This is a genomic window from Streptomyces liliifuscus (genome assembly GCF_016598615.1).
Classification (GTDB): domain Bacteria; phylum Actinomycetota; class Actinomycetes; order Streptomycetales; family Streptomycetaceae; genus Streptomyces; species Streptomyces liliifuscus.
Map to the genome: position 1 here is coordinate 2,098,388 of NZ_CP066831.1, position 23,834 is coordinate 2,122,221.

Annotated in this window: 18 protein-coding genes; 13 read left to right on the forward strand and 5 right to left on the reverse strand. The window is 70.3% G+C overall.

Annotated elements, in window-relative coordinates; translation table 11 throughout:
* Nucleotides 1–116: 116 nt before the first annotated feature.
* On the forward strand, nt 117–1,343 hold the full coding sequence (locus tag JEQ17_RS08980) for a glycoside hydrolase family 64 protein (protein ID WP_200394730.1): 1,227 nt from the start codon (nt 117–119) through the stop codon (nt 1,341–1,343).
* Between the two features lie 176 nt (nt 1,344–1,519).
* Here JEQ17_RS08980 and JEQ17_RS08985 read toward each other — a convergent pair whose 3' ends face one another.
* Both JEQ17_RS08985 and JEQ17_RS08990 read right to left on the reverse strand, forming a co-directional pair.
* Nucleotides 1,520–2,560 carry a LacI family DNA-binding transcriptional regulator gene (locus JEQ17_RS08985; protein WP_234048123.1) on the reverse strand — a complete coding sequence of 347 codons (1,041 nt, stop codon included), beginning with the start codon at nt 2,558–2,560 and terminating at the stop codon, nt 1,520–1,522.
* Between the two features lie 194 nt (nt 2,561–2,754).
* The gene (locus JEQ17_RS08990) at nt 2,755–3,723 is read right to left on the reverse strand and encodes a multicopper oxidase domain-containing protein (RefSeq protein ID WP_200401391.1); all 969 of its coding nucleotides are present in this window, start codon (nt 3,721–3,723) and stop codon (nt 2,755–2,757) included.
* A gap of 254 nt (nt 3,724–3,977) precedes the next feature.
* Here JEQ17_RS08990 and JEQ17_RS08995 point away from each other — a divergent pair, with 254 nt between their 5' ends.
* On the forward strand, nt 3,978–6,485 hold the full coding sequence (locus tag JEQ17_RS08995) for a ThuA domain-containing protein (RefSeq protein ID WP_200401392.1): 2,508 nt from the start codon (nt 3,978–3,980) through the stop codon (nt 6,483–6,485).
* A 14-nt stretch (nt 6,486–6,499) separates the two neighbouring features.
* On the forward strand, nt 6,500–8,716 hold the full coding sequence (locus tag JEQ17_RS09000) for an OmpL47-type beta-barrel domain-containing protein (RefSeq protein ID WP_200394731.1): 2,217 nt from the start codon (nt 6,500–6,502) through the stop codon (nt 8,714–8,716).
* Here JEQ17_RS09000 and ligD read toward each other — a convergent pair.
* The gene (gene ligD / locus JEQ17_RS09005) at nt 8,703–9,731 is read right to left on the reverse strand and encodes a non-homologous end-joining DNA ligase (protein WP_200394732.1); all 1,029 of its coding nucleotides are present in this window, start codon (nt 9,729–9,731) and stop codon (nt 8,703–8,705) included. The two genes, JEQ17_RS09000 and ligD, sit on opposite strands and share 14 nt — an antisense overlap.
* A gap of 94 nt (nt 9,732–9,825) precedes the next feature.
* Here ligD and JEQ17_RS09010 point away from each other — a divergent pair, with 94 nt between their 5' ends.
* Both JEQ17_RS09010 and JEQ17_RS09015 read left to right on the forward strand, forming a co-directional pair.
* Complete coding sequence (locus JEQ17_RS09010; protein ID WP_200394733.1) at nt 9,826–10,896, forward strand: ATP-dependent DNA ligase; 1,071 nt, start codon at nt 9,826–9,828, stop codon at nt 10,894–10,896.
* Nucleotides 10,897–11,097: 201 nt separating this feature from the next.
* On the forward strand, nt 11,098–12,084 hold the full coding sequence (locus JEQ17_RS09015; protein WP_200394734.1) for a DUF3048 domain-containing protein: 987 nt from the start codon (nt 11,098–11,100) through the stop codon (nt 12,082–12,084).
* Nucleotides 12,085–12,087: 3 nt separating this feature from the next.
* Here the strand turns inward: JEQ17_RS09015 and JEQ17_RS09020 are convergent, their stop codons facing one another.
* Entirely contained in the window at nt 12,088–12,561 is a 474-nt protein-coding gene (locus tag JEQ17_RS09020; protein ID WP_200394735.1) for a MarR family winged helix-turn-helix transcriptional regulator, read from the reverse strand.
* 204 nt (nt 12,562–12,765) lie between these two features.
* On the opposite strand from JEQ17_RS09020, the gene JEQ17_RS09025 reads away from it, so the two are divergent.
* The 7 genes from JEQ17_RS09025 to pcaDC all read left to right on the forward strand — a co-directional run bounded on the left by JEQ17_RS09025 (nt 12,766) and on the right by pcaDC (nt 19,338).
* The gene (locus JEQ17_RS09025) at nt 12,766–13,548 is read left to right on the forward strand and encodes a CoA transferase subunit A (protein WP_200394736.1); all 783 of its coding nucleotides are present in this window, start codon (nt 12,766–12,768) and stop codon (nt 13,546–13,548) included.
* Nucleotides 13,548–14,219, forward strand: coding sequence for a CoA transferase subunit B (locus JEQ17_RS09030; RefSeq protein WP_200394737.1), 672 nt, complete (start codon nt 13,548–13,550; stop codon nt 14,217–14,219). Before JEQ17_RS09025 ends, JEQ17_RS09030 begins: the two co-directional genes overlap by 1 nt.
* A complete protein-coding gene (locus JEQ17_RS09035; protein ID WP_200394738.1) occupies nt 14,216–15,418 on the forward strand; it encodes a thiolase family protein in 1,203 nt (400 codons plus the stop codon). The genes JEQ17_RS09030 and JEQ17_RS09035 overlap by 4 nt, the downstream gene beginning before the upstream one ends.
* Before the next feature lie 8 nt (nt 15,419–15,426).
* On the forward strand, nt 15,427–16,197 hold the full coding sequence (pcaH, locus tag JEQ17_RS09040; protein WP_200394739.1) for a protocatechuate 3,4-dioxygenase subunit beta: 771 nt from the start codon (nt 15,427–15,429) through the stop codon (nt 16,195–16,197).
* Between the two features lie 2 nt (nt 16,198–16,199).
* On the forward strand, nt 16,200–16,763 hold the full coding sequence (gene pcaG, locus JEQ17_RS09045) for a protocatechuate 3,4-dioxygenase subunit alpha (protein WP_200394740.1): 564 nt from the start codon (nt 16,200–16,202) through the stop codon (nt 16,761–16,763).
* Nucleotides 16,764–16,840: 77 nt separating this feature from the next.
* Nucleotides 16,841–18,190 (forward strand): 3-carboxy-cis,cis-muconate cycloisomerase, encoded by a 1,350-nt coding sequence (pcaB, locus tag JEQ17_RS09050; protein WP_200401393.1) that lies wholly within the window; start codon nt 16,841–16,843, stop codon nt 18,188–18,190.
* Nucleotides 18,187–19,338, forward strand: a complete 1,152-nt coding sequence (pcaDC, locus tag JEQ17_RS09055; protein ID WP_407700042.1) for a bifunctional 3-oxoadipate enol-lactonase/4-carboxymuconolactone decarboxylase PcaDC — start codon at nt 18,187–18,189, stop codon at nt 19,336–19,338. Before pcaB ends, pcaDC begins: the two co-directional genes overlap by 4 nt.
* Before the next feature lie 255 nt (nt 19,339–19,593).
* On the opposite strand, the gene JEQ17_RS09060 is transcribed toward pcaDC, so the two are convergent.
* Complete coding sequence (locus JEQ17_RS09060) at nt 19,594–22,284, reverse strand: ATP-binding protein (protein WP_200394741.1); 2,691 nt, start codon at nt 22,282–22,284, stop codon at nt 19,594–19,596.
* 225 nt (nt 22,285–22,509) lie between these two features.
* On the opposite strand from JEQ17_RS09060, the gene JEQ17_RS09065 reads away from it, so the two are divergent.
* Complete coding sequence (locus tag JEQ17_RS09065; protein WP_200394742.1) at nt 22,510–23,814, forward strand: MFS transporter; 1,305 nt, start codon at nt 22,510–22,512, stop codon at nt 23,812–23,814.
* The last annotated feature ends 20 nt before the right edge of the window (nt 23,815–23,834 follow it).

Sequence of the window (23,834 nt, forward strand, 5' to 3'; positions counted from 1 at the left end):
TCAGTCATAACCCTTGACGCCCCAACTCCCCCTGGGAACAGTGGTGCACCGCAGGGCGCCGACCCCCCACAGGTCGGCCCGCCCTCCTGCCTCCCCCCCACCCCCAGGAGACTTCCGTGATCTCACGCAGAACGTTCCTGTCCGGAGCCGCGGCCGTCGGAGCCACCGCAAGCTACCCCGTCTGGGGAAGCGCTCTCAGCCCCACCGCCGAGGCGGCCCCCGCCACCTGTGAACTCGCCCTCAAGAACGCCTCGTTGCCGGGCACGGTCCGCGCGTATGTCACCGGGCACGAGCAGTCGACGGGCAACTGGGTGCTGCTGCGGGCCGACGGCAGTGTCTACCGGCCCACCTCCCCCTCCGCGCCACAGACCCCGCTGCCCGTCGACTGCGCCATCCCGCTGGGCGCCGCGGGGTCGGCCCCGAAGGTCCTGACGCTTCCTCAGATGTTCGGCGCCCGCGTCTACTTCGTCCGGGACAGCACGCTCAACTTCTTCCTCAACCCGGGCCCCGCGCTGGTCGAGCCCGCGTTCGCCACGCCCGCCGACTCGAACTACGGCAAGACCTGGTCGTTCTGCGAGTTCACGTTCAACACCCAGCAGCTGTACGCCAACATCAGCTACGTCGACCTGGTCACCGCCCTCCCGATCGGCCTGACCCTGGAGGGCGACGCCACGCACACGGTCGCACCCCTGCCCGACGGCGCGGTCGACAGGATCGCCTCGGACCTCACGGCACAGGCGGCCAGGGACGGCCAGCCCTGGGACAAGCTGGTGATCCGCGGTGACGGCGGCTCCGTACTGCGCGTGATCTCCCCGCAGAACCTGATGGCCCCGTACTTCGACCGGCCCGCCGAGATGCCGTTCCGCGACCTCTGGAACGGCTACATCGACGAGGTGTGGGCGAAGTACCGCTCGACCGACCTGAGGATCGACCTCCAGGGCGGCCGGGGCACGCTCACCGGCCGGGTCAGCGGTGACACGCTCACCTTCGCGGGCGGCCACACCTTCGCCAAGCCCACCTCGAAGGACATCTTCACCTGCAACCACGGGCCGTTCACCAACAACCCGGGCGACTCCGACGACAAGAAGGCCCTCCTGGCCCGCCTCGCCGCCGGCTTCAACCGCTCGATCATGCTCACCCACCCCACCCAGCCGAACGGCACGACCACGGCCGACTACTACAAGGGCTCGGCCGTCAACCACTGGTCGCGCGTCGTCCACGCCAACTCGCCCATCGGCTACGCCTTCCCGTACGACGACGTACGCCCCGACGGCCAGCCCGACGTATCGGGCGCAGCCCACGACGGCAACCCACGCCGCTTCACGGTGACGGTCGGGTCCTGAGGGCTCCGGCCGGAGTGTCGTGATTCATCTGCGGCTGCGTCGTGGCTGGTCGCGCAGTTCCCCGCGCCCCTGAAAGACGGGGCTGCGCCCCTGTCTTTCATCCTTTGGGGGCGCGGGGAACTGCGCGAGCAACCCCCAGCAAGCCGCACCCAACACACAACCCCTCCGCGGAGCGGCTACGCCGAGGCCCGCCGAACCAATGTCGTAGGCAGCACGACACTGGACGGCGCCCCTGCCAATCCGCCGGAGGCCGACGCGGTCCGGTCCAGCCCCCGCAACAGCAACCGAGCCATCAGCCGACCCATCTCCTCGATGTCCTGCCGGACCGTCGTGAGCGGTGGGTCGGCCTGCTCGGTGAACGGCAGCATGTCGTCGAAGCCCACGACGGCGACATCCTCGGGCACCCGCCGACCCCGCTCACGCAGGACACGCATGGCGCCCACCGCCGTGAGGTCGTTCGCGGCGAACACCGCGTCCAGGTCGGGGCAGCGGTCGAGGAGTTCCCGCATCGCACGCTCACCGCCCCCCGGGGTGAAGTCGCCCTCGGCGATCAGCCTCGGATCGGCGTCCACCATCACGTCCCGGAACCCGTCGAGCCGGTCGACCGCCGAGGTCTGGTCGAGGGCGCCGGTGATGTGGCCGATGTTCCGGCGGCCCAGCCCGACGAGATGACGTACGGCCTCGCGGGCACCACCCCGGTTGTCGCAGTCGACGTACACCGCGCCGCGCGAACCGTCGATCCAGCCGGGCCGCCCGCCGTACACCGTCGGCACCCCGTGGATGAGGCCGGGCAGCGGGTCGTCGAGGTGCAGCGAGAAGACGAGAGCGCCGTCGACATGGCCGCCGGCGAGATAGCGGCCCACGCGCGCGTGGTCGGCGCGCCCCTCCGTGAGCAGCAGCACGAGCTGTGAGTCGTGAGCCGTCAGTTCCTTGCTGATGCCGCGGAGCTGAAGGGCGAAGAAGGGGTCCGCGAAGACCTTGGTCTCCGGCTCCGCGATCACCACGGCGACGGCGTCGTGCCGCCGGGTCACGAGGCTGCGCGCGGCCTGGTTGGGCACGTAGCCGAGTTCCTCGACGGCCTGCCTGACCCGCTCGACCAGGGGCTCCCGCACGCCGTCACCGCCGTTGACGACACGCGACACGGTGGCCCGGGACACTCCGGCCCTGGCGGCCACGGCCTCCAGTGTCGGGCGGGGCTCTGTCGACTGCTCGGACACCTCGGGGCTCCTCAGGGCGGCGTTTGCGGATCAGGATAGCCGCCGTACGACGCACCATTGAGAGCGCTCCCTGTTCGAATGGTCGAATGTGTGCCCCTGAAGAACCGCCTTGCCGGCGCCCCAGCGGGGCGCGAGGAACTGCGCGACCGGCTCACACCGAACCCGCAGACACCAATCAGCCCCCAGCGGGGCTGTCAGTGCTCGTGCGGCTCGTGCGGCTCGTACCCCGGGATCGTGCCGTCCGTCTTCTTCACCAGGAACAGGCCCGCCATCCCCATGTCGGAATGACTCTGGACATGGCAGTGGTACATCCACGCCCCGGCTCCGACACCCTCCCCCGCGATCACCTGGAAACCGAACGAGTCGGCGGGGCCCACGATCTTGTTGTCGATGACCTGGCTCGGGTCGTCGGGGCCGGTCAGCAGCCCGGTGCGGTTGTCCGCCCAGCGGTGACCGTGCACATGGAACGTGTGGTAGTACTCGCCGTGCGTGATCATCACGAACTCGACGCGATCGCCCACCGTGGCCTCGAAGTTGGGGCTCTGGTGGCCGGGCTTGTTGTTGATCGTCATGTCGTTGAAGACGATCGTGTGCGTCTTGTCGGGGAGGATGTCTCCCTTGCGGCGGACGATCACAGGACCGTAGAGGCCCTTACGGAGGCCGACCGTACCGTGTTCCGTGCCGACGACGTGGTCGTGGTAGTGCCAGTAACCGGCGCTGCCCGCCCGCCAGGTGCCGTCCTTGCGGCGGCCCGGGGCATGGGTACGCCAGGTGTACGTACGGGTGTCGCCCGGCTCGACCTGGGACCTGCTCAGCTTCGTGCCGTCGCTGGAAATCTCGTAGTCCACGCCGTGGACGTGCAGACTCGCCGCCACGTCCATCGTGTTCTCGACCTCGATGTGGGCGGTGTCGCCCTCGTTGAACTCGATGAGCGGGCCAGGGATCGAGGCCTTGCCCTTCTCGAAGCCGTAGCCCATCGATCCGTCGGCCAACTTCTCGATGTAGAGCTTGAGGTGCTTCACCTCGCCGCCCGCGGGCGCGGTCCGGACCGGACTGTCCGCGGAGGTCGCGTCCTGCGCCGCCACGAGCGACAACGATGTCGCGACCGTGGCCACCGCAGCCCCGCCCAGCACCATCCGCCGGCTGAGGCCGCGTCTGTCCATGTCGTCCGTGGTGCCCATGCCGAACTCCCCCAACTTGGTGCGGAATCAACGGAATTGACGGAATTGAAGGACCGAGTGACAGAGACGAACCCGGGAGACGGTAGTGGCATCGCGCCCGTTTATCCACACCCAGGACAAAGTTCGTGCGATCCCGGTCATACCTATTGGCGAGTTCCACGAAAAGGTCTAGCTTCCATGGCGCTGTTGCTGTGACGCGAGTGAGCCCTAAAGGAAGCAGAGGGGTGGGTGACCACATGCGGTTCACACCGCATCAAAAGCCCTTGACCGTACGAGGGTTGAGCAGAGGTAGACGGAGAGGCTGGGCGGCCGCACTGGCCGCGGGAGTCGTCACCGCGGGCGTCCTCTCGGGGCCGGCCGCGAGCGCGCGCCAGGCGCCCGACCCGGCGCTGACAACGATGTCGATCAAGTCGCCGCCAGGCGGCGCCAACGTACGTGTGCTGATCTTCCACGGATCCGCGGCGAACGGCGAGGAGTCGCCCGTCGTCAACGCCGGGATCGAGGCGATCGAGGACATCGGTCTGACGGGTCCTGCGGCCCAGCGGTTCAGCGTGACGGCCACGGACGACGCCTCGGTCTTCACCAACGACACGAAGCTCAGCCGCTTCAACGCCGTCGTCTTCCTGACCGGCGGCGGAGACATCCTCGAACCGGAGCAGGAGTCCGGTCTCGAGGCATATATGGAGGCGGGCGGCGGATTCCTCGGCGTCCATGACGCGGCCCGGGCCGAGCCCTTTTCGGACTGGTTCACAGGACTCGTCGGCGCCCGTCCGGCGGCCGGCAGTCCAACCGCCGTACAGCGCGCGACCGTTGAGGTCGGTGACCGCCAGCACCCGGCCACCAAGGACCTCCCGCTCCAGTGGAAGCGCCCCGACCAGTGGCTGAACTGGGTCAAGAACCCGTCCGGCGACGTGCACACCGTGGCCCGCGTCCGCGAGTCGACGTACCAGCCGGGCGACAGCAAGAACGGCGCCGACCACCCGGTGTCGTGGTGCCGCGACTACGACGGCGGCCGCTCCTTCTACACCGGCATGGGCGGCACGGTCTCCTCGTACGACGAGACGGACTTCCGCGCCCATCTGCGCGGGGCCCTGAACTGGACGACCCGTATCGCGCAGGCCGACTGCAAGGCCACGATCAACGCCAACTACAAGGCTGAGCGCCTGACCCAGCCCAACCAGCCGGGCCAGAACGACCAGATCGGCGAGCCGCACGGCCTGGTCACCGCGCCCGACGGCCGCGTGTTCTACATCGGCCGGGGCGGCGCCGACTCCTCGCAGCCCGTCGTGACGGACTGGAACAACCCGGACATCGGCAAGGGCAAGGGCGAGATCCACGTCTACGACCCGAAGACCAAGAAGGTCACGCAGGCCGGCGCGCTCACCGTCTTCGGCAACAAGGGCGGCGGCGACGAGCTCATCAAGGTCGAAGAGGGCCTGCTGGGAATCGAGTTGGACCCGCGGTTCGAGGAAAACGGCTGGGTGTACCTGCACTACACACCCCACTCCCGGATCAACCGCGACACCCGGATGGCCGAGCGCTACGTCTCCCGCTTCACCCTCAGCTCGACCACGGGCAAGCTGGACATGACCAGCGAGAAGGTCCTGCTGAAGTGGCCGGTGCAGATCCACAGCTGCTGCCACTCGGGCGGCGGTATGGCGTGGGACTCGAAGGGCAACCTCTACATCGCGACCGGCGACAACAACTCCAGTGGCTTCAGCGGCGGTTACTCGGGCAACAACCCGCAGCCGAACTACAAGGGCGTCTCCTTCGCGGACGCGCGCCGCACCGCGGGCAACACCAACAACCTCAACGGCAAGATCCTGCGCATCCACCCGGAGCAGGACGGCACGTACACCCTGCCCGAGGGGAACCTCTTCACGGGCAAGGAGACCGCCGAGGGCGGCGGCAAGACGCGCGGTGAGATCTATGTGATGGGTGTCAGGAACCCGGCGCGCATCTCGATCGACAAGAAGACCGACACCCTGTACGCGGGCTGGGTCGGCCCGGACGCCTCGGCGCCGTCGACGACCTGGGGGCCGGCGAAGTACGACACGTTCGCCGCGATCACCAAGCCGGGCAACCACGGCTGGCCGTACTGCATGGGCAACAAGCAGCCCTACCGGGACCGCAACCTGCCCGATCCCAACCAGCCGCTCGGCTGGTACAACTGCGACGCGCCGAAGAACGAGTCGCCCAACAACGACGGCCTCGTCAACCTTCCCCCGGTCACCTCCAACACCATCTGGTACTCGCCCCAGGGCGGCGGCCCGGACTACCCGCGGGACGCCAACGGCATCCCGTCGTACAAGGTGGAGGACCAGAAGTTCCTGCTGCCGTGGCTGAAGGGCGGCGGCCAGGCGGCCATGGACGGGCCGGTCTACCGGTACGACGCCACGACCGCGAGTGACGCGAAGTGGCCCTCGTACTGGGACGGCAAGTGGTTCGTCGGCGACTTCTACGACGCCGACCAGCCGCGGCACGCGGTGCTGCTCGATCCCAAGACGGCCGGACAGGGCGGCATTCCGGTGCACGCCGAGTCGCTGAAGAAGATCATCCCCATCGGCAACGACGGCATCAAGAACCTCATGGACTGGAAGTTCGGCCCCGACGGCACGCTGTACGTCCTCGACTACGGGCGCGGCTTCTTCACGTCGGACCCCAAGTCCGCGCTGTGGCAGGTGACGTACAAGGGCGGTGGCCCCACGCCTGCCGCCGATCAGTTGGCCAGGGAGGCGCAGTGACAAGCGTGACGGACATGCGAAGGCGAAGAACTGGACGGCTGTGGACGGCGCTTGTGGCGTCGCTGCTGATGGTGCTCGGGCTCGCCTCGACCTCTGCGTCCGGCCAGACCGACGGCGCTCCGGCCGGCGCGGCGGCGGCCGCGCAGACACTCACGTGGACCGCCGGCGACGACATCACCAAGTACGCGTCCGCGCCCACCACGGCGGTCGCGGGCCCCACGACGATCGTCTTCGAGAACAGCAAGGCGACCGGCAACACCACCGGTATGCCGCACACGTTGACGTTCGACGTGTCCGACCCGGAGTACCAGAACGACGTACCGCTGAACATCCTGGCCAGCCCGAACGACGACCAGGGAGGCAAGTACACGGCCGAGGTGACACTCACTCCCGGCCGGTACCGCTACTTCTGCACCATCCCCGGCCACGGCCAGATGCAGGGCATCCTCGTGGTCACCGAGGGCACCGGCGAGGACACCACGGCACCTCAGACCGCGGCGGACGTCAGCGGTACGCAGAACGCGGACGGCGCGTACGTCGGTTCGGCGACCGTGACGCTCAGCGCGACGGACGCCGGTTCGGGTGTGGAGCGGATCGAGTACGCGATCGGTGACGCGGGTGCCTGGCAGCCGTACACCACGCCGGTGGTGGTCGATCAGGTCGGCGCCCACAAGATCCGCTACCGGGCGCTCGACAAGGCCGGGAACATGGCCGCCGAGAAGTCGGAGTCGTTCACGGTGGTGGCCAAGCCGACGGACGACACCACTCCCCCGGAGACGTCGGCGTCCGTGACCGGTGAGCAGAACCCGCAAGGGGAGTACCTCTCCATGGCGACCGTCACGGTGACGGCCTCCGACACCGGTTCCGGCGTCAACACCATCGAGTACGCGCTCGGTGACGCGGGAGCCTGGCAGCCGTACACCGCTCCGGTCATGGTCCATGAGGTGGGCACCCACAAGGTGCGCTTCCGGGCCACGGACAAGGCGGGCAACGCGGCGGCCGAGAAGTCCGTCTCGTTCACCGTCGTGGCGCCGCCCGAGGAGGACAAGACTCCCCCGGTGACCGGTGTGAACGTCGACGGCACGAAGAACTCGTCCGGTGCGTACATCAACAGCGCCAAGGTGACGGTGACCGCGACGGACGCGCACGGTTCGGGTGTCGAGGCGATCCAGTACTCCCTCGACGGCGGACCGTATCTCGCCTACACCGCCCCCGTGGTGGTCGACCGCGTGGGCGCGCACACCGTGGCGTACCGCGCGCGTGACAAGGCGGGCAACACCTCGGACGCCCGGACCGTGAGCTTCACGGTCGCCCCGGGCGGCGGTGTACCGGCGCCCAACTGTGCGGAGTACGACGAGCGGTTGACGGTCATCGTTGGGACGATCGACTCGGGCGTGCCGAACCGGATCACCAACAGTCGTTGCCGTATCAACGAGTTGATCGAGGACGAGAAGGAGTGGACGTCCCACGCGCTGTTCCTCAAGCACGTGACGACGGTCCTGGACGCCCTCCTCAAGGAAGGTGTCGTCGTCCAGCGCGAGTACAACCTGATCAACAGGGCGGCCAAGCAGTCGGGCATCGGCAAGCCCGGCCAGACCGAGGGCTACCGGACGATCCTCGACGGTACGCCGGCGTCGTTCGCCAAGTGGCAGCACGTGGGCGGCGGCTCGTTCGGCCTGAACGCCGACGGGACCATCACCTCGGGCACGTCGAAGGCCGGGCTCGGCATGCTGTGGTTCCCCGAGCGCAAGTACGGGGACTTCTCGCTGAAGCTCCAGTGGCGTGACGACGCGCCGGGCACGGGCAACGCCAACTCCGGTGTGTTCGTGCGGTTCCCCGGGGTTCACAACCACCCCGAGGAGTCACGGCCCGAGTGGGTCGCCATCAAGTACGGGCACGAGATCCAGGCGTTCGACAGTCCCACCGGCGACATGTACAAGAGCGGTTCGGTCTACGGCTTCGACCGGGTGGGTCTGGCCGGTGCCGGCGTCACCCAGAAGGGCACCTGGAACGACTACGAGATCCGTGTGGTGGACCAGCACTACTCGATCTACCGCAACGGTGTGCTGATCAACGAGTTCGACAACACCGGTGGCCAGGACTTCACCCCGCCGCGCTCGGACGACCCGGGCACGGACGGGCGACGGTTCGCCTCCGGCTATCTCGGACTGCAGGTGCACGGCACGACGGATGTCGTCTCGTACCGGGACATCCGGATCAAGGAGCTGTAGGGCCGTTCTCCTTCTTGGCCCTGCTCGGCTGTACCCGCTTCGGTTCGCCCGGCATCTTCGGGTACTCGGGCGGGTACGGCAGATCGCCCAGGCCGTGGTCGTGTTCGTCACGGCTGGCGAGTTCGAGCAGGGCTTCGAGGGAGTAGGCGTGCTCGTCCATGTCCGCGTGCACATCGCCGAGTTGGGCGAAGCGCGCGGGCATGGTCGCGAGATCGAAGTCACGGGGAACGGCGTCGGGGACCTCGTCCCAGGTGAGGGGCGCCGACACCGGGGCGTGCGGGCGGGGGCGTACGGAGTAGGCGGAGGCGATCGTGCGGTCACGGGCCGTCTGGTTGTAGTCGACGAAGATCTTCTCGCCCCGCTCCTCCTTCCACCAGGCCGTGGTCACCTGCTCCGGCATCCGCCGCTCCAGCTCACGTCCGACGGCGATCGCGGCCCGGCGGACCTGGGTGAAGGTCCAGCGAGGCTCGATCGGCACGAAGACGTGCAGACCGCGGCCTCCGGATGTCTTGGGAAAGCCACGCAGATCCCCGTACTCGTGGAGCACCTCGCGCAGTTCATGGGCGGCGCGGACGGCGTCGTGGTAGTCGGTGCCCGGCTGAGGATCGAGGTCGATGCGCAGTTCATCGGGGCTGTCGACGTCATCACGGCGTACGGGCCAGGGATGGAAGGTCAGCGTGCCGTACTGGGCGGCCCACAGCACCGCGGCGACCTCGGTGGGACACATCTCGTCGGCGCTGCGTCCGCTCGGGAAGGTGATGTGCGCGGTGGGGATCCAGTCGGGCATGTTCTTCGGCGCCCGCTTCTGGAAGAACGACTCGCCGGTCACCCCGTCCGGGTAGCGCTCCAGGGTCGTGGGCCGGTTCCGCAACGCGCGCAGGATGCCGGGGCCGACGGCGATGTAGTACTCGGCGAGGTCCCGCTTGGTGAACCCGCGCTCCGGAAAGAAGATCTTGTCCGGACTGGACAGCCGCACCTTCCGCCCCGCCGCCTCCAGCTCCACAGCGTCTCCCATGCGAGCCACGGTAGGCGCACGGCGCGCACCTCGCATATCAGGGTGCACGCGCCTACACCGGGCGAATCTTCTCCGATCCGCGCAGAATCGGAACATGGATCTGCCGGTGATGCCGCCCGTGAAACCCATGCTTGCCAAGTCCGTGGTGCGGATTCCGCCGGACATGCACTACGAGGCGAAGTGGGACGGGTTCCGGGCGATCGTGTTCCGGGACGGGGATGAGATCGAGATCGGCAGCCGTAGCACGAAGTCGCTGGTCAGGTACTTTCCCGAGCTGGTGGAGGCGCTGCGGGAGCGGTTGCCGGAGCGCTGTGTGGTCGACGGCGAGATCGTGATCGCGCGCGAGGGGCGGCTCGACTTCGACGCGCTGACCGAGCGCATCCATCCGGCGGCCTCCCGGGTGAAGACGCTCTCCGAGCGGAATCCGGCGTCGTTCGTGGCGTTCGACCTGCTCGCGCTCGCCGACGAGTCGCTGCTGGACGTTCCGCTGAGCGACCGGCGGGCGCTGCTGGTGGCGGCACTGTCCGGCGTCACGGCTCCGGTCCATGTGGCACCGGCGACGACGGACATCGAGGTGGCGCAGCGGTGGTTCGAGCAGTACGAGGGCGCGGGCCTAGACGGGGTGGTCGCCAAGCCGCTCACGCTGCCCTACCGGCGGGACGAGCGCCTGATGTACAAGATCAAGCACGAGCGCACGGCGGATGTCGTCGTCGCCGGCTACCGGCTCCACAAGAGCGGGCCGGTCGTCGGTTCGCTGCTGCTCGGGCTGTACGACGCCCATGGCGCGTTGCAGCACGTGGGGGTGTGCGCGGCGTTCACGATGAAGCGGCGTGAGGAACTGATCACGGAGCTGGAGCCGCTGCGGATGGAGTCGGCCGCCGGGCATCCCTGGGCGGCGTGGACGCAGGACGCGGCGCACGAGTCGGCGCGGATGCCGGGCGCGCCCAGCCGGTGGACGGGCAAGAAGGACCTCTCCTGGCTGCCGCTGCGGCCGGAGCTGGTGTGCGAGGTGGCGTACGAGCACATGGAGAACGGTGAGCGCTTCCGGCACACGGCCCGTTTCCGCCGCTGGCGGCCGGACCGTACGCCCGAGAGCTGCACCTATGCCCAGCTGGAGGAGCCGGTGGGCTACGACCTGGCGGACATCCTGGGGCCGCGGGACTGACCGGCGCCGACCGGACGGCAGTGGACAGGGCGCACATGGGTACTCGGACGGTCACCGCCGGGCACCTCGGCAGGTATCGATCGGTCATCAACTTGGGCTGATCGGCCGATCGACGCGCGCAATCAGAACCGAGCGGGTAAGGCCATCAATGAACTTATAAGCACACAATCATCAATACGAGAATTGGTGGCAACGGTGGGCATGGGACGCATGGCGCGCAGGCGGCGCCGCACGATGACGGCGGCGCTGCTGGCTGCCACGGTGGCCGCCGCCCTGGCGTCGGGCTGTACGACAGCAGGCGGTCGGCTCGACGACGGGCGCGGAGACGTCCCCGACAGCACGGACAGCGGCAGCCCGGAGAGCTCGACACCCCGCGCCCCCTCGCCGCTCGCCGTGAAGATCGACAACGTCTCCGCCGCCCGGCCGCAGACAGGCCTGGACGCCGCGGACATCGTGTACGCGGAGCAGGTGGAGGGCGGTCTCAGCCGGTTGATGGCGGTGTACGCGACCAAGCTGCCGAAGACCATCGGCCCGGTACGCAGCGCCCGCGAGTCCGATCTGGAGCTGCTGCGCCAGTTCAACGAGCCGACGCTGGCCTTCTCGGGCGCGCAGGGCAAGCTGATGCCGCTGATCGACAAGGCGCCGCTGCGCGCGGCGACCCCGGAGGACGACGGGAACGCGTACTACCGGAGGTCGGACAAGCCCTTGCCGCACAACCTCTACCTGCGTCCGGACCGGCTCCTGAAGTCCGCGCCCGGGGCGGACGCGCTGACGACGGGGTTCCGGTACGGGGCGGCTCCCGCGGGCGGCAAGGCCGAGAACACGCGTACGGTCCGCTTCCCGGCGGCCCGTTTCACCTTCGACTGGGCGCAGGACCGGCAGCGCTGGCTGGTGTCGATGGACGGCAGTCCGACGGTCACGACCGACGGCAAGCGGGTGGCGGCCTCGACGGTCGTCGTGCAGTACGTGAACGTCCGGAAGTCCACGTTCCGCGACTTTCTGGGCAACAACACGCCGTACACGACCACGGTGGGTTCGGGCACGGCGAAGGTCCTGCGCGACGGCAAGGTCTTCGACGCCGGCTGGAAGCGCCCGGCGGCCGAGGACGGCACGGAGTTCACGACGACTGACGGCAGCCCCCTGAACTTCGCGGAGGGCCAGGTCTGGGTGGTGTTCGCGAAGGCCTGAGCCTCAGCGCTGTGTGACGAGGGGCGCCACCGGGGCGCCGGGGTTTCGCAGTCCCTCCGCCGCGTCCGACACCCGCTGGAGCAGATCGAAGAAGACGGTCTGCTCCTCACCGGAGAGCGGCGCCAGGAAGACCTGGTTCATCCGCGCCGTCCGTACCGTCAGCTTCCGGTGGACGCGCACGCCCTCGTCGGTGAGGCGGAGCAGGAAGCGCCGCCCGTCCTGCGGGTCGCGGACCTTGTCAAGGAGTCCGCGCCGCCCGAGCCGGCTGATGACCTCGGCGATGGTGGACCGGTCGAGCCCGACCCGCTCCCCCACCGAGCGCTGATCGAGCCCCGGTTCGGCGACGAGCGCGTTCAGGACCGCGAACTGGGGTGAGGTGATCTCCTCGGAGACCATCGTGTTCCAGAGCAGATAGTGCGCCTGCTGCAGCCGCCGGGCCAGGTGCCCGGGGTGGGCGGAGAGATCCACCGCGGCCATGTGCCCTCCTTGTTCGTTGGTGCACTGAACGATACCGGCCGACCGCTCTCCTTGTCCCGCCGTACGCCGAGACTCTGAGCTGCCGGTTCCCTGGAGGTCTTGACGGTCGGGGGTTCGAATGGCAGCGTGTTTGAAACCTCGAATAAATACTCAGTGCCCTGACTAATCGGGCCGCTGACGCTCGGCAGAGATGAGGCTTCGCAGATGGACAAGGTGGTCGCCACAGCCGCCGAGGCAGTGGCCGATGTGCCCGACGGCGCGACCCTGGCGGTCGGCGGTTTCGGGCTCAGCGGTGTGCCGAACGTGCTGATCGAGGCGCTGTACGAGCGCGGAGTCGCCGGTCTGGGCGTGGTCTCGAACAACTGCGGGGCGATGGAGTCCGGCCTGGCGGTGCTGCTGGCGGCGGGGCGGATCGCCCGGGTGACCGGCTCCTACATCGGTGCGAACAAGGAGTTCGCACGGCAGTATCTGGCCGGTGAGCTGGAGGTCGAGATGATCCCGCAGGGCACGCTGGCCGAGCGGCTGCGGGCCGGCGGGGCCGGGATCCCCGCGTTCTACACCCCGGCCGGGGTCGGCACGCAGGTCGCCGACGGCGGACTGCCCTGGCGCTACGACGGCAACGGCGGGGTCGCGCTCGCCTCGCCGCCGAAGGAGGTACGGGAGTTCGACGGTACGGAGTACGTGCTGGAGCACGGGATCCGCACCGACTTCGCGCTCGTACGGGCCGCGAAGGGCGACCGGCACGGGAACCTCGTCTTCAACAAGTCGTCGCGGAACTTCAACCCGCTGGCGGCGATGGCCGGGCGGCTGACGATCGCCGAGGTGGAGGAGCTGGTGGAACCCGGTGAGATCGACCCGGACGCCGTGCATCTGCCGGGCATCTTCGTGCAGCGGGTCCTCGCGCTCACGCCCGAACAGGCGAACGCCAAGCTGATCGAGAAGCGGACGGTCTCGGCGCCCGCCACAGAGGGAACGGTGAGTGCGTGATGGCCTGGAGCAGGGAAGAGATGGCCGCCCGCGCCGCGCGCGAGCTTCGGGACGGCCAGTACGTGAACCTCGGCATCGGTCTGCCGACGCTGATCCCCAACTACCTCCCGCCGGGCGTCGAGGTGATCCTGGAGTCCGAGAACGGGATCCTGGGCACCGGCCCGTATCCGACCGAGGACCAGGTCGACCCGGACCTGATCAACGCGGGCAAGGAGACCGTCACGGTCCTGCCCGGGGCCTCCTTCTTCGACTCGTCGCTCTCCTTCGGGATGATCCGCGGCGGGCACATCGACGTCGCCGTGCTGGGCGCCATGCAGGTGTCAGCGGGCGGGGACCTGGCCAACTGGGCGATCCCCGGCAAGATGATCACCGGGATCGGCGGGGCGATGGACCTCGTGCACGGCGCCCGTACGGTCATCGTGGTGATGACGCACACCGCCAAGGACGGCTCGCCGAAGATCCTTCAGGAGTGCGCGCTGCCGCTGACCGGCAAGGCGTGCGTCAACCGGGTCATCACCAACCTCGGCGTCCTGGACGTCACCGACGAGGGGCTCGTGCTCGTCGAGACCGCGCCCGGTGTCACCGTCGAGGAGGTCGTGGCGAAGACCGCCGCGAAGGTCCGTATCGCCGACGAGCTCACTGGCGAGCTCACCGAGGAGATCCAGTCGTGAAGGACGTCTACATCGTCGACGCGGTCCGCACGCCGTTCGGCAAGTACAGCGGGTCCCTGGCATCCGTGCGCCCGGACGATCTCGCCGCCCACGCCATCCGTGAACTCCTCGCCCGTACCCCGGAGTTGGACCCCTCCCGGATCGAGGACGTCTACTTCGGCAACGCCAACGGCGCCGGCGAGGAGAACCGCAACGTGGCCCGCATGGCCGGACTGCTGGCCGGACTACCGACCTCCGTACCCGGCGTGACGGTCAACCGGCTGTGTGCCTCCGGTCTCGAAGCGGTCATCCAGGCCGCCCGCGCCATCGCGGTCGGTGACGCGTCGATCGCCCTGGCGGGCGGTGTGGAGTCGATGACCCGCGCCCCCTACGTGCTGCCCAAGAACGACAAGCCCTTCCCCGCCGGGCACACCGAGCTGTACTCGACCACCCTCGGCTGGCGGATGACCAACCCGCGGATGGATCCGCAGTGGACCATCCCGCTCGGCGAGTCCGCCGAACTCATCGCCGACAAGCACAAGATCAGCCGGGAGCAGCAGGACGAGTACGCGCTCGGCAGCCACCGCAAGGCGGCCCGGGCCCAGGCGGACGGCCTGTTCGACGCCGAGCTCGCGCCGGTGCCGGTCCCCCAGCGCAAGGGCGACCCGCTGGTCTTCGGCGCCGACGAATGCGTACGGGCCTCGACGTCGCTGGACGCGATGGCCAAGCTCAAGCCGTCGTTCCGCAAGGAGAACGGCACGGTCACCGCGGGGAATGCGTCACCGTTGAACGACGGAGCCGCCGCCCTGCTCCTGGTCGACGAGGAAGGTCTCAAGGCCACCGGCCGCGAACCCCTCGCCCGTGTCTCCGCGACCGGCGTCTCCGCGCTCGACCCGCACTACTTCGGACTCGCCCCCGTCGAGGCCGTCAACCGTGCGCTCGCCAAGGCGGGCAAGGGATTTGACGATCTGTCAACTCTCGAACTGAACGAGGCGTTCGCCGCGCAGGTCCTGGGCTGTGTCGCCGAGTGGCCCGAGTTCGACCCGGCGATCCTCAATCCGCAGGGCGGTGCCATCGCGCTCGGACACCCGCTGGGCGCGTCCGGCGCCCGGCTCGCCGGGACCGTGGCGCACCAGCTCGCCCGCAAGGGCACCGGGGTCGGCGTCGCCACCCTCTGCATCGGCGTCGGCCAGGGCCTCGCCCTCGTACTGGAGCGTTAGGAACTCTCATGGCTCTCACCCAGTCGGACATCGACACCGAGATCAAGGATCTCCAGGACGCGTACGACAAGGCGGTCGCGGGCGGCGCCCCGGTCCTGCACCACCCGCGCCGCGACTACGCCCCGTACCGCAGCTCGCTCCTGCGCCACCCCAAGCAGCCGCTGGTCGCCGTGAGCGGCGGGGACCCGGAAGCCGTCGAGCTGTCGGGGCCGGTGTTCGGGGTCACCGACATCACCGAGCACGACAGCGATCTGACCCTCCAGCACCGGGGCGAGCCGATAGGCGAGCGCATGACGGTCTCGGGCCGCCTGCTCGACCGCGACGGCCGTCCCGTGCGCGGCCAGCTCGTCGAGATCTGGCAGGCCAACGCCGCCGGGCGGTACGCCCATCTGCGCGAGCAGCACCCGGCGCCGCACGACCCCAACTTCACCGGTGTGGGGCGAACCCTGACGGACGATCAGGGACGGTACTCGTTCACCACGATCAAGCCGGGCCCGTACCCGTGGGGCAACCACACCAACGCGTGGCGGCCCGCGCACATCCACTTCTCGGTGTTCGGCACGGCGTTCACCCAGCGGCTCGTGACACAGATGTACTTCCCGAGCGACCCGCTGTTCCGGTACGACCCGATCCTGCGGTCCGTGACGGACGAGGCGGCCCGGAACCGGCTGATCGCCGCCTACGACCACGACCTCTCGCGGCCCGAGTTCTCGATGGGCTACGCATGGGACATCGTCCTCGACGGTCCCTCCGCCACCTGGATCGAGGAAGGCCGTTGACCATGGCCGAGCGACTGCTCCCCACCCCGTCCCACACCATCGGCCCGTTCTACGGGCACGCGCTCCCCTTTCCGGGCGGCGCCGAGGTCGCACCGCAGGGCCACTCCGACGCGATCACCCTGCACGGGTACGTGTTCGACGGCGCGGGCACGCCGATCCCCGACGCCCTGCTGGACTTCTGGCAGGCGGCGCCCGACGGCTCGCTGAAGGGCGCGCCCGGCTCGATGCGCCGCGACCCGTCGACGGGCGGGTTCGTGGGCCGCAACGGCGTCGACTTCACGGGCTACGGACGGGTCCCCACGGATGCCGACGGGCACTACGCGCTCCACACGCTGCCGCCGGGCAACGCCGGGCTGCCGTACATCAGCGTGTGCGTGTTCGCGCGCGGTCTGACGCACCACCTCTTCACCCGCGCGTACCTCGCCGACGGCGCGGACCCGCTGCTCGACTCGCTCCCGGCCGAGCGGCGCGCCACGCTGATCGCGGCCGAGGGCGCGAACCGGACGTACCGTTTCGACATCCGCCTTCAGGGCGAAGGCGAAACGGTCTTCCTGGAGTTCCAGTGACAGCTGCCGCCCCTGACGATCCCGTCGGACCCGGCGATCTCATCGAGCCCGGTGGTCCCGGCGGCCCCGGTGGTCCCATCGGTTCGGGGGATCCCGTCGGTTCCGACGTCGGCCTGCTAGCGCCCGGCCGTGCGGGCTCGCCCGCCGAGTCCGCGACCGGCGACCGCGCCTTCCTTCAGGCGCTGCTCGACGCGGAGGCGGCACTCACCCGCGCGCAGGCCTCGCTCGGCCTCGCCCCCGCGGAGGCCGCAGACACGGTCACCGCGGCGGCCGACGCGGCGCGCTTCGACGTCCGCGATCTGGCGCTCCGCGCGCGGGGCGGCGGCAATCCGGTGATCCCGCTGGTCGCGGACCTGACGGCGGCGGTCGAGACCGTCGACGCCGGGCACGCCCCTTACGTGCACCGGGGCGCGACCAGCCAGGACATCATGGACACGGCCACCATGCTGGTCGGCGCCCGGACACTGGATCTGATCCTGGCGGACCTGGCCCGTACGGAGGTCGCGCTGGCGCGGCTCGCGCGGGAGCACCGGGACACGGTCATGCCGGGGCGCACCCTCACCCAGCACGCCGTACCGACCACGTTCGGGCTGAAGGCGGCCGGCTGGCGCTCGCTGGTGCTGGACGCGAGGGACCGCGTGCAGGCCGTACGGGACCGGCTCCCGGCCCAACTCGGCGGCGCGGCTGGCACGTTGGCGGCCTTCACCGCGTACGGAACGCCGGACACGGGGGCACTGGTCGAGGCGTACGCCCGTGAACTGAACCTCGCCGCACCGGTGTTGCCCTGGCACACCCTGCGTACCCCCGTCGCCGACCTGGCGGGAGCCCTCGCGTTCACCGCGGGCGCCCTCGGCAAGGCGGCCACCGACGTGCTCACCCTCGCCCGTACGGAGATCCGTGAGCTGAGCGAGGGCACGGGCGGCGGTTCCTCCGCCATGCCGCACAAGGCGAACCCGGTGCGCGCCACCCTCGTCGCCGCGGCGGCCCGCCGGGCGCCGCAGCTCGCCGCGACGCTGTACGGATCCCTGGCCGCCGAGGACGAACGGCCCGCCGGTGCCTGGCACGCCGAGTGGGAGCCCCTGCGCGACCTGCTGCGTCTGGTCGGCGGGGCCGCGCGTGACACGGTCGAGCTGGCCGAGGGTCTGCGGGTCCACGCGGACGCGATGCGCGCCCATCTGGACCTCACCCACGGCCTGATCATCTCCGAGCGGCTCTCCGCCGAACTCGCGCCGGTCCTCGGGCGCGCCCGGGCCAAGGACCTGCTCACACGCGCCGCGCGGCGGGCCACCGCAGAGGACCGGCCACTCGTCGAGCTCCTCGCCGAGGAGCCCGAGTTGAAGGACCTCGACCTCGTGGCCCTCACCGACCCGACCCAGTACACCGGCTCCGCCGGAGCCCTCACCGACCGTGCCCTGGAGCGAAGTTGAGCACCCGACAGCAGCCCCTGTCCGACGGCAAGTTGCTCCACCACCGCGCCGAGGGTCCCGTAACCGCTCCCCCGCTTCTCCTCGGCCCGTCCCTCGGCACGTCGACGGCCCTGTGGGACAAGGTCGCGCCCGAACTGTCCGTCACCCACCGGGTCGTGCGCTGGGACCTGCCGGGTCACGGCCACTCCCCCGCCGGTCTGATCGGCCCCGGCGCGACCGTCGCCGACCTCGCCGCGCTGGTGCTCGCGCTCGCCGATTCGCTCGGCCTCGACCGTTTCTCGTACGCCGGTGTCTCGCTCGGCGGCGCGGTGGGGCTGCATCTCGCCGTCCACCACCCCGAGCGGGTGGAACGGCTCGCGGTGATCTGCTCCTCCGCCCACTTCAACGGCTCCAGGCCGTGGGAGGAGCGGGCCGCGCTGGTGCGCGCCGAGGGGCTGGCCGGGCTTGCGGAGGGCGCCGACGCGCGTTGGTTCACACCGGGTTTCACCGTTCCGGAGCTGGTCGAGGACCATCGCAGGGCGGATCCGGACTCGTACGCCGCCTGCTGTGACGCGCTAGCGGCCTTCGACCTGCGGGAGCGGCTGCCGGAGATCGGCGCGCCGACGCTGCTCGTCGCCGGGCGCGAGGATCCCGCGACACCGCCCGCGCATCTGCGCGAGATCGCCGACGCGGTGCCCGGTGCCGCGCTCGTCGAGATCCCGGGGGCCTCTCACCTCGCGCCCGCCCAGTGCCCGGAGGCCGTGCTCACCGCGCTGCGCGCGCACTTCGACGGCGGTGCCAAGCGGGGCATGGAGGTGCGCCGCCAGGTGCTCGGCGACACACACGTCGACCGTGCGCAGGCCCGGCAGTCGGAGTTCACGGCACGGTTCCAGGACTTCATCTCGCGGTACGCGTGGGGCGAGATCTGGACCGATCCGACGCTTGCGCGCCGCGAGCGCAGCATGATCACGCTGACCGCCCTGGTGGCGCACGGCCACTACGACGAGTTGGCGATGCACATCCGCGCCGCCCGCCGCAACGGGCTCACGCCGGAGGAGATCGGCGCGGTGCTGCTGCAGACCGCCGTGTACTGCGGGGTCCCGGCGGCCAACTCGGCGTTCGCCGTGGCGCAGCGGGTGCTCGCGGAGGAGGACGAGGCGGCCGGCTGACTGTCGGCCGACCGGGGCCCTTGAACCTGGACGCCGGTCACCGCGCCGTCTGCCCTCGGTCACAGCTACCGGGGCGCCCACCCCTGAACCACCGGCCACTGGGCCCGTCCAGCCCTCGGCTACCGGCTACCGGCTACCGGCTACCGGCTACCGGCTACCGGCTACCGGCTACCGGCTACCGGCTACCGGCTACCGGCTACCGGGCCATCCTCCCTCGGCCACCGGCCACCGGTCACCGAGCCGTTTGCCCCTCGGTCACCGAGGGCGCGGCACTCGGCCCGTGTTCAGTGCCAGTGCCTCCCGGGCCCTGGTCACCAGGCCGTCCGCGCCGCAGGTCCGTGCCAGTGTCAGACCGCGGGTCAGCTCCGTGACGGAGTGGGACGCGATGCCGTATTCGACGCGGGCCGCCGCGTGTTCGTAGGCGCAGGGAGACGCCTCCAGGTACGCGACCGCCTGGGCGAGCAGTGTGACCGAGCGCCGGCCGGTCTCCAGGGCGGCGGCGCAGCGCAGGGCCTCTCCTATGGCGGTGTCCGTGCCGAAGCGTTCGGCCTGCATACGGGCGTCGGCCGCCACCTCGGCGGCGCGCCGCGGGTCGGCGACGGCGAGGGTCCGGGCGAGTTCTCCGGCCCAGGGCGCCATCACCGTGTTGTGGCCGCCGCGGGCCGCGGACAACTTCTCCGCGGTCTCCAGCTCGTTCACGCCCTCCTCGACACGGCCGGTGGCGATCAGCAGGCGGCCCCTTATCGAGTGGGTGTCCGGCAGGACGATCGTGGACGGGTGGGGCGGTTCGAAGGAGTACCGCTCGGCGATCTCCTCGGCCGCGCCCACATGGCCGCGGGCGAGCAGCGTGTCGATGAGCATGCACGCCGCCGACCAGTGCATGGGCAGCCCGTGGCCCACGCGGTCCGCCAGGCGGAGGGCCTCGCGCAGGGACTCCTCGGCGTCCACGAGGCGGCCCCGTCTGCGGAGCACGTATCCGCCGAAGGCGTGCGAGAGGGCCAGATGGCCGCCGCTCCATCCGGCGTGCTCGTAGCTGCGCTGGGCCTCCGTGAAGAGGCTCTCGGCGCGGTCGAGACGGTCCGCGTACGTGTAGGAGATGCCGAGCATCATGAGGAGCTCGAAGCTCCACTCGGTGTCGGTCCAGCCGAGGCCCGGCGCGAGGCGGCCGTTGACGAGGGCGCGGTCGCAGAGTTCGACGACCTCCTCGGCGTTCTCCCCGCGGGTCATCGCGTCGAAGGCGCGCAGGATGAGCAGGGCGCGCTCGGAGTTGTCGCGCCCTGTGAGCGGCCTGACGAGTTCGGCGAGGCGGCGGGAGCGGCCGGTCGCGTCCTCCTCGCCTGCGTGGATGCCCTCCCACATGTAGTGCACGGCCTGCAGGCGCATTCGGGCGGGACCGGCCTCCAGCCGGTCGGCCTCCGCGTCGACCGTGGCGACGGCCTCCTCCAGCTGGTCGTTGTGGACGAGCGCGGAGGAGAGGCGGCAGACCGCGTCGACCCGGAGTTCCTCCTCCAGGCCGTGCACCGTGAGCGCTTCCCGGAGGTGTCCGATCGTCGTCGCGGGCGAGGTGAGGAGCGTGGCGCAGCCCAACTCGTAGAGCACGCGCGCGTGGACCTCGGGAAGCGGCGGTTCCAGCAGGGCGCGCTCCAGACAGCGGCGGGCCGCGTCCGGGGCGCCGACGGCGAGGTGCTCGCGGGCGGCCTCGCGCATCTGCTCGACGAGTTCGGGGTCGTCGTCCGGATGTACTTCGAGGAGGTGGCGGGAGGCCGCGGCGGCGCCGAGGCCCGACGCGGTGACTACCGAGGCGGCCACGCCGTGCATCGCGGTGCGCAGCGCGTCCGGGATCGAGCGGTAGACGGCGGTGGCGATGAGCGGGTGGACGAACTCCAGGTCACCGTCGTCGACTTGAGCGGTCGTCCGGTCGGCCTCGGTGAGGATGCGTGCCGCGCCGAGGAGCGCCGCACAGCGCTCCGCCTCGTCCCGCGGCATGCCGGCGAGTTCGGCCGCCAGTTCCAGGGAGATCTGTGTGCCGAGGATGGCCGCCGCCCAGGCGAAGCGGGTGGCGTCCACGCCGAGCCCTTCGAGCCGGTCGACGAGTCCGCGGCCGCGCGCCGAGCGGTTCAGCGCGCGTAGTTCCGAGGCCGAGTCCTCGACCGGTTCGAAATCGCTGTCCTGGACCTTGGCGAGGAGTTCCACGGTCTCGTACGGGTTGCCTCCGGTGACGGCCCAGACCTCGCGGCAGAACGGGACGTCGGCGTGCGCGCCGAGTGTGGCGCGGGTGAGTCCGGCCGTGGCGTCCGGGGTCAGCGCGCGAAGCGAGGGCATCGGTCCTGCCAGAGCGCCGACGGTGTCGAGGTGGCGGGCGCTCTCGCCGGTGGCGTCCCCTGGGCGGCGGGCGACCACGACGAGGACGGGCAGGTCGTCGAGGCGCTCCGCGAAGGCGCCGAGCCAGTGCAGGCTCTCCTGGTCGGCCCAGTGCGCGTCGTCGACGAGCAGCACCAGCGGCCACTCTCGCCGGGCGAGCCTGCGCACGGCCGCGACCAGGCCGTCGCACACACCCTGCGGGTCGGCCTGGCGGTCGCCCGGTTCGGCTATACCGAGGGCGGGACCCGCGATGTCGTACCAGTCGCCGAAGTACTCACGCGCCTCGTCGGGCATCAGCGCCACGAGCGCCGGCTGCAGCAACTGCCGTACGACATTGAAGGGAACGGACGTGATGGTCTCGCCGCCGCGTGCCGACCACACCGTGCATTTGCGTGTCTCCGCGATCCGGCGCGACTCGGCGAGCAGCGCGGTCTTGCCGATGCCCGCCTCTCCGGTGAAGACCAGCAGGCTGCCCGAGGCCGAACCCGCGCACAGCGCGTCGACTGCCTCCGCGACCGCGGCGAGTTCCGCGTCGCGCTCCCAGAGGGGTGCCGAGGCGGCCGTTCCCGGCCGTGCCTCCGTCATCCCGCTACCTCCCCAGGTCGCCCAAACGACGTACAGACCTTGAGCCTAGCCCTCCGGAAGACCCGATGGAGCCTGGTCGGGACACCTGCTGCCGCCACGGGTGACGTCGGCGGCGCGAAGACGACGGACGACACCGCCGACCTGCCGGGGTGAAAGTTATTGACAGTCAAAAGCCATGAATTGAAACTAACTTTCCAACATCGTCAGGGCGGCGGGAGGAACGGCATGGGCGCTCCGGTGCACGGCTCCGACCTGCGGACCGACCGGCCGGAGCGCTCCCGCAGGGCGCTGGTCGCGGGGTCGGTGGGCAACTTCATCGAGTGGTACGAGTTCGGCGTCTACGGCTACTTCGCGACGGTCATCGCGGCCCGGTTCTTCACGCCGGAGGGCGGCAGCGAGGTCGAGGCGCTGGTCAAGACGTACGCGTCCTTCGCGCTCGCGTTCTTCTTCCGGCCCGTCGGCGCCGCGCTGTTCGGGCGGCTCGGCGACCGCGTCGGACGCCGTCCCGTACTCATCATGGTCATCGTCCTCATGACGGTCGCGACGACATTGATCGGCGTGCTGCCCACGTACGACACGGTGGGTGCCCTCGCGCCCTGGCTGCTGACCTTTCTGAGGGTTCTTCAGGGGTTGTCGGCGGGCGGGGAGTTCGGAGGCGCGGTGTCGGTGATGACGGAGTTCGCGCCACCGGGCAGACGGGGCCTGTACGGGTCGTGGCAGTCGTTCACGGTGGCGCTGGGGCTGCTGGGCGGGGCGGGAGTGGCGGCGCTCCTCGCGACCGTGCTCACCGAGGGGCAACTGGGCGACTGGGGCTGGCGGTTGCCGTTCCTGCTGACGCTGCCGATGGGGCTCGGGGCGCTGTGGCTGCGCCTGCGGCTCGACGAGACGCCGTCGTTCGAGTCGCTCCGGGAGGAGTCCCGGCCGGAGCGGCCGCCGGGGCGTGAGGTGGCGAAGGCGATCGCGCTGGGCGCGGGCCGCATCATGGGCTGGGCGGCGGCCGGCTACACCTTCCTCGTCGTGCTCCCCTCGTATCTGCAGAGTTCGCTGAACGCCACGTTCCAGCAGGCACTGGTCGCCACCGTCCTCGCCAACCTGGGCTTCGCGGTCACCATCATCCCGGCGGGCCTGCTCAGCGACCGGATCGGCCGACGGCCGGTGATGCTGACGGGCGCGCTGCTGGTCACCGTCCTCGCGGTCCCGCTGCTCAACCTCCTTCAGAACACGGGCACTTCGAACGCGGTGAAGGGCGGGGCCGTGTTCGTCGCGGGCGCCGTCGTGGGGCTGATGGCGGGACCGGGCCCCGCGATGCTCTCGGAGATGTTCCCGACGAGCGTCCGCTACACGGGCCTGGGACTCGCCTACGCCCTGTCCAATGCCGTGTTCTCGGGATGCGCTGGCCTCATCATCACGGAGACCATCAAGCGGACGGGGAGCGTGGACATTCCGGCGTACTACGCGGCCGTGACATGCGCGGTGAGCGTGTTCGCGCTTCTGACACTCCGTAAGGAGCCGGTACGGAAAGGGAGTTGAGCCGGTTGAGCAGGTGGAGG

Coding starts and splice junctions, on each gene's coding strand:
- JEQ17_RS08990 (WP_200401391.1), bottom strand. CDS start 3,723: ATGGACAGACGCGGCCTCAGCCGGCGGATGGTGCTGGGCGGGGCTGCG.
- JEQ17_RS08995 (WP_200401392.1), top strand. CDS start 3,978: ATGCGGTTCACACCGCATCAAAAGCCCTTGACCGTACGAGGGTTGAGC.
- JEQ17_RS09000 (WP_200394731.1), top strand. CDS start 6,500: ATGCGAAGGCGAAGAACTGGACGGCTGTGGACGGCGCTTGTGGCGTCG.
- ligD (WP_200394732.1), bottom strand. CDS start 9,731: ATGGGAGACGCTGTGGAGCTGGAGGCGGCGGGGCGGAAGGTGCGGCTG.
- JEQ17_RS09010 (WP_200394733.1), top strand. CDS start 9,826: ATGGATCTGCCGGTGATGCCGCCCGTGAAACCCATGCTTGCCAAGTCC.
- JEQ17_RS09015 (WP_200394734.1), top strand. CDS start 11,098: ATGGGACGCATGGCGCGCAGGCGGCGCCGCACGATGACGGCGGCGCTG.
- JEQ17_RS09020 (WP_200394735.1), bottom strand. CDS start 12,561: ATGGCCGCGGTGGATCTCTCCGCCCACCCCGGGCACCTGGCCCGGCGG.
- JEQ17_RS09025 (WP_200394736.1), top strand. CDS start 12,766: ATGGACAAGGTGGTCGCCACAGCCGCCGAGGCAGTGGCCGATGTGCCC.
- JEQ17_RS09030 (WP_200394737.1), top strand. CDS start 13,548: ATGGCCTGGAGCAGGGAAGAGATGGCCGCCCGCGCCGCGCGCGAGCTT.
- pcaH (WP_200394739.1), top strand. CDS start 15,427: ATGGCTCTCACCCAGTCGGACATCGACACCGAGATCAAGGATCTCCAG.
- pcaG (WP_200394740.1), top strand. CDS start 16,200: ATGGCCGAGCGACTGCTCCCCACCCCGTCCCACACCATCGGCCCGTTC.
- JEQ17_RS09060 (WP_200394741.1), bottom strand. CDS start 22,284: ATGACGGAGGCACGGCCGGGAACGGCCGCCTCGGCACCCCTCTGGGAG.
- JEQ17_RS09065 (WP_200394742.1), top strand. CDS start 22,510: ATGGGCGCTCCGGTGCACGGCTCCGACCTGCGGACCGACCGGCCGGAG.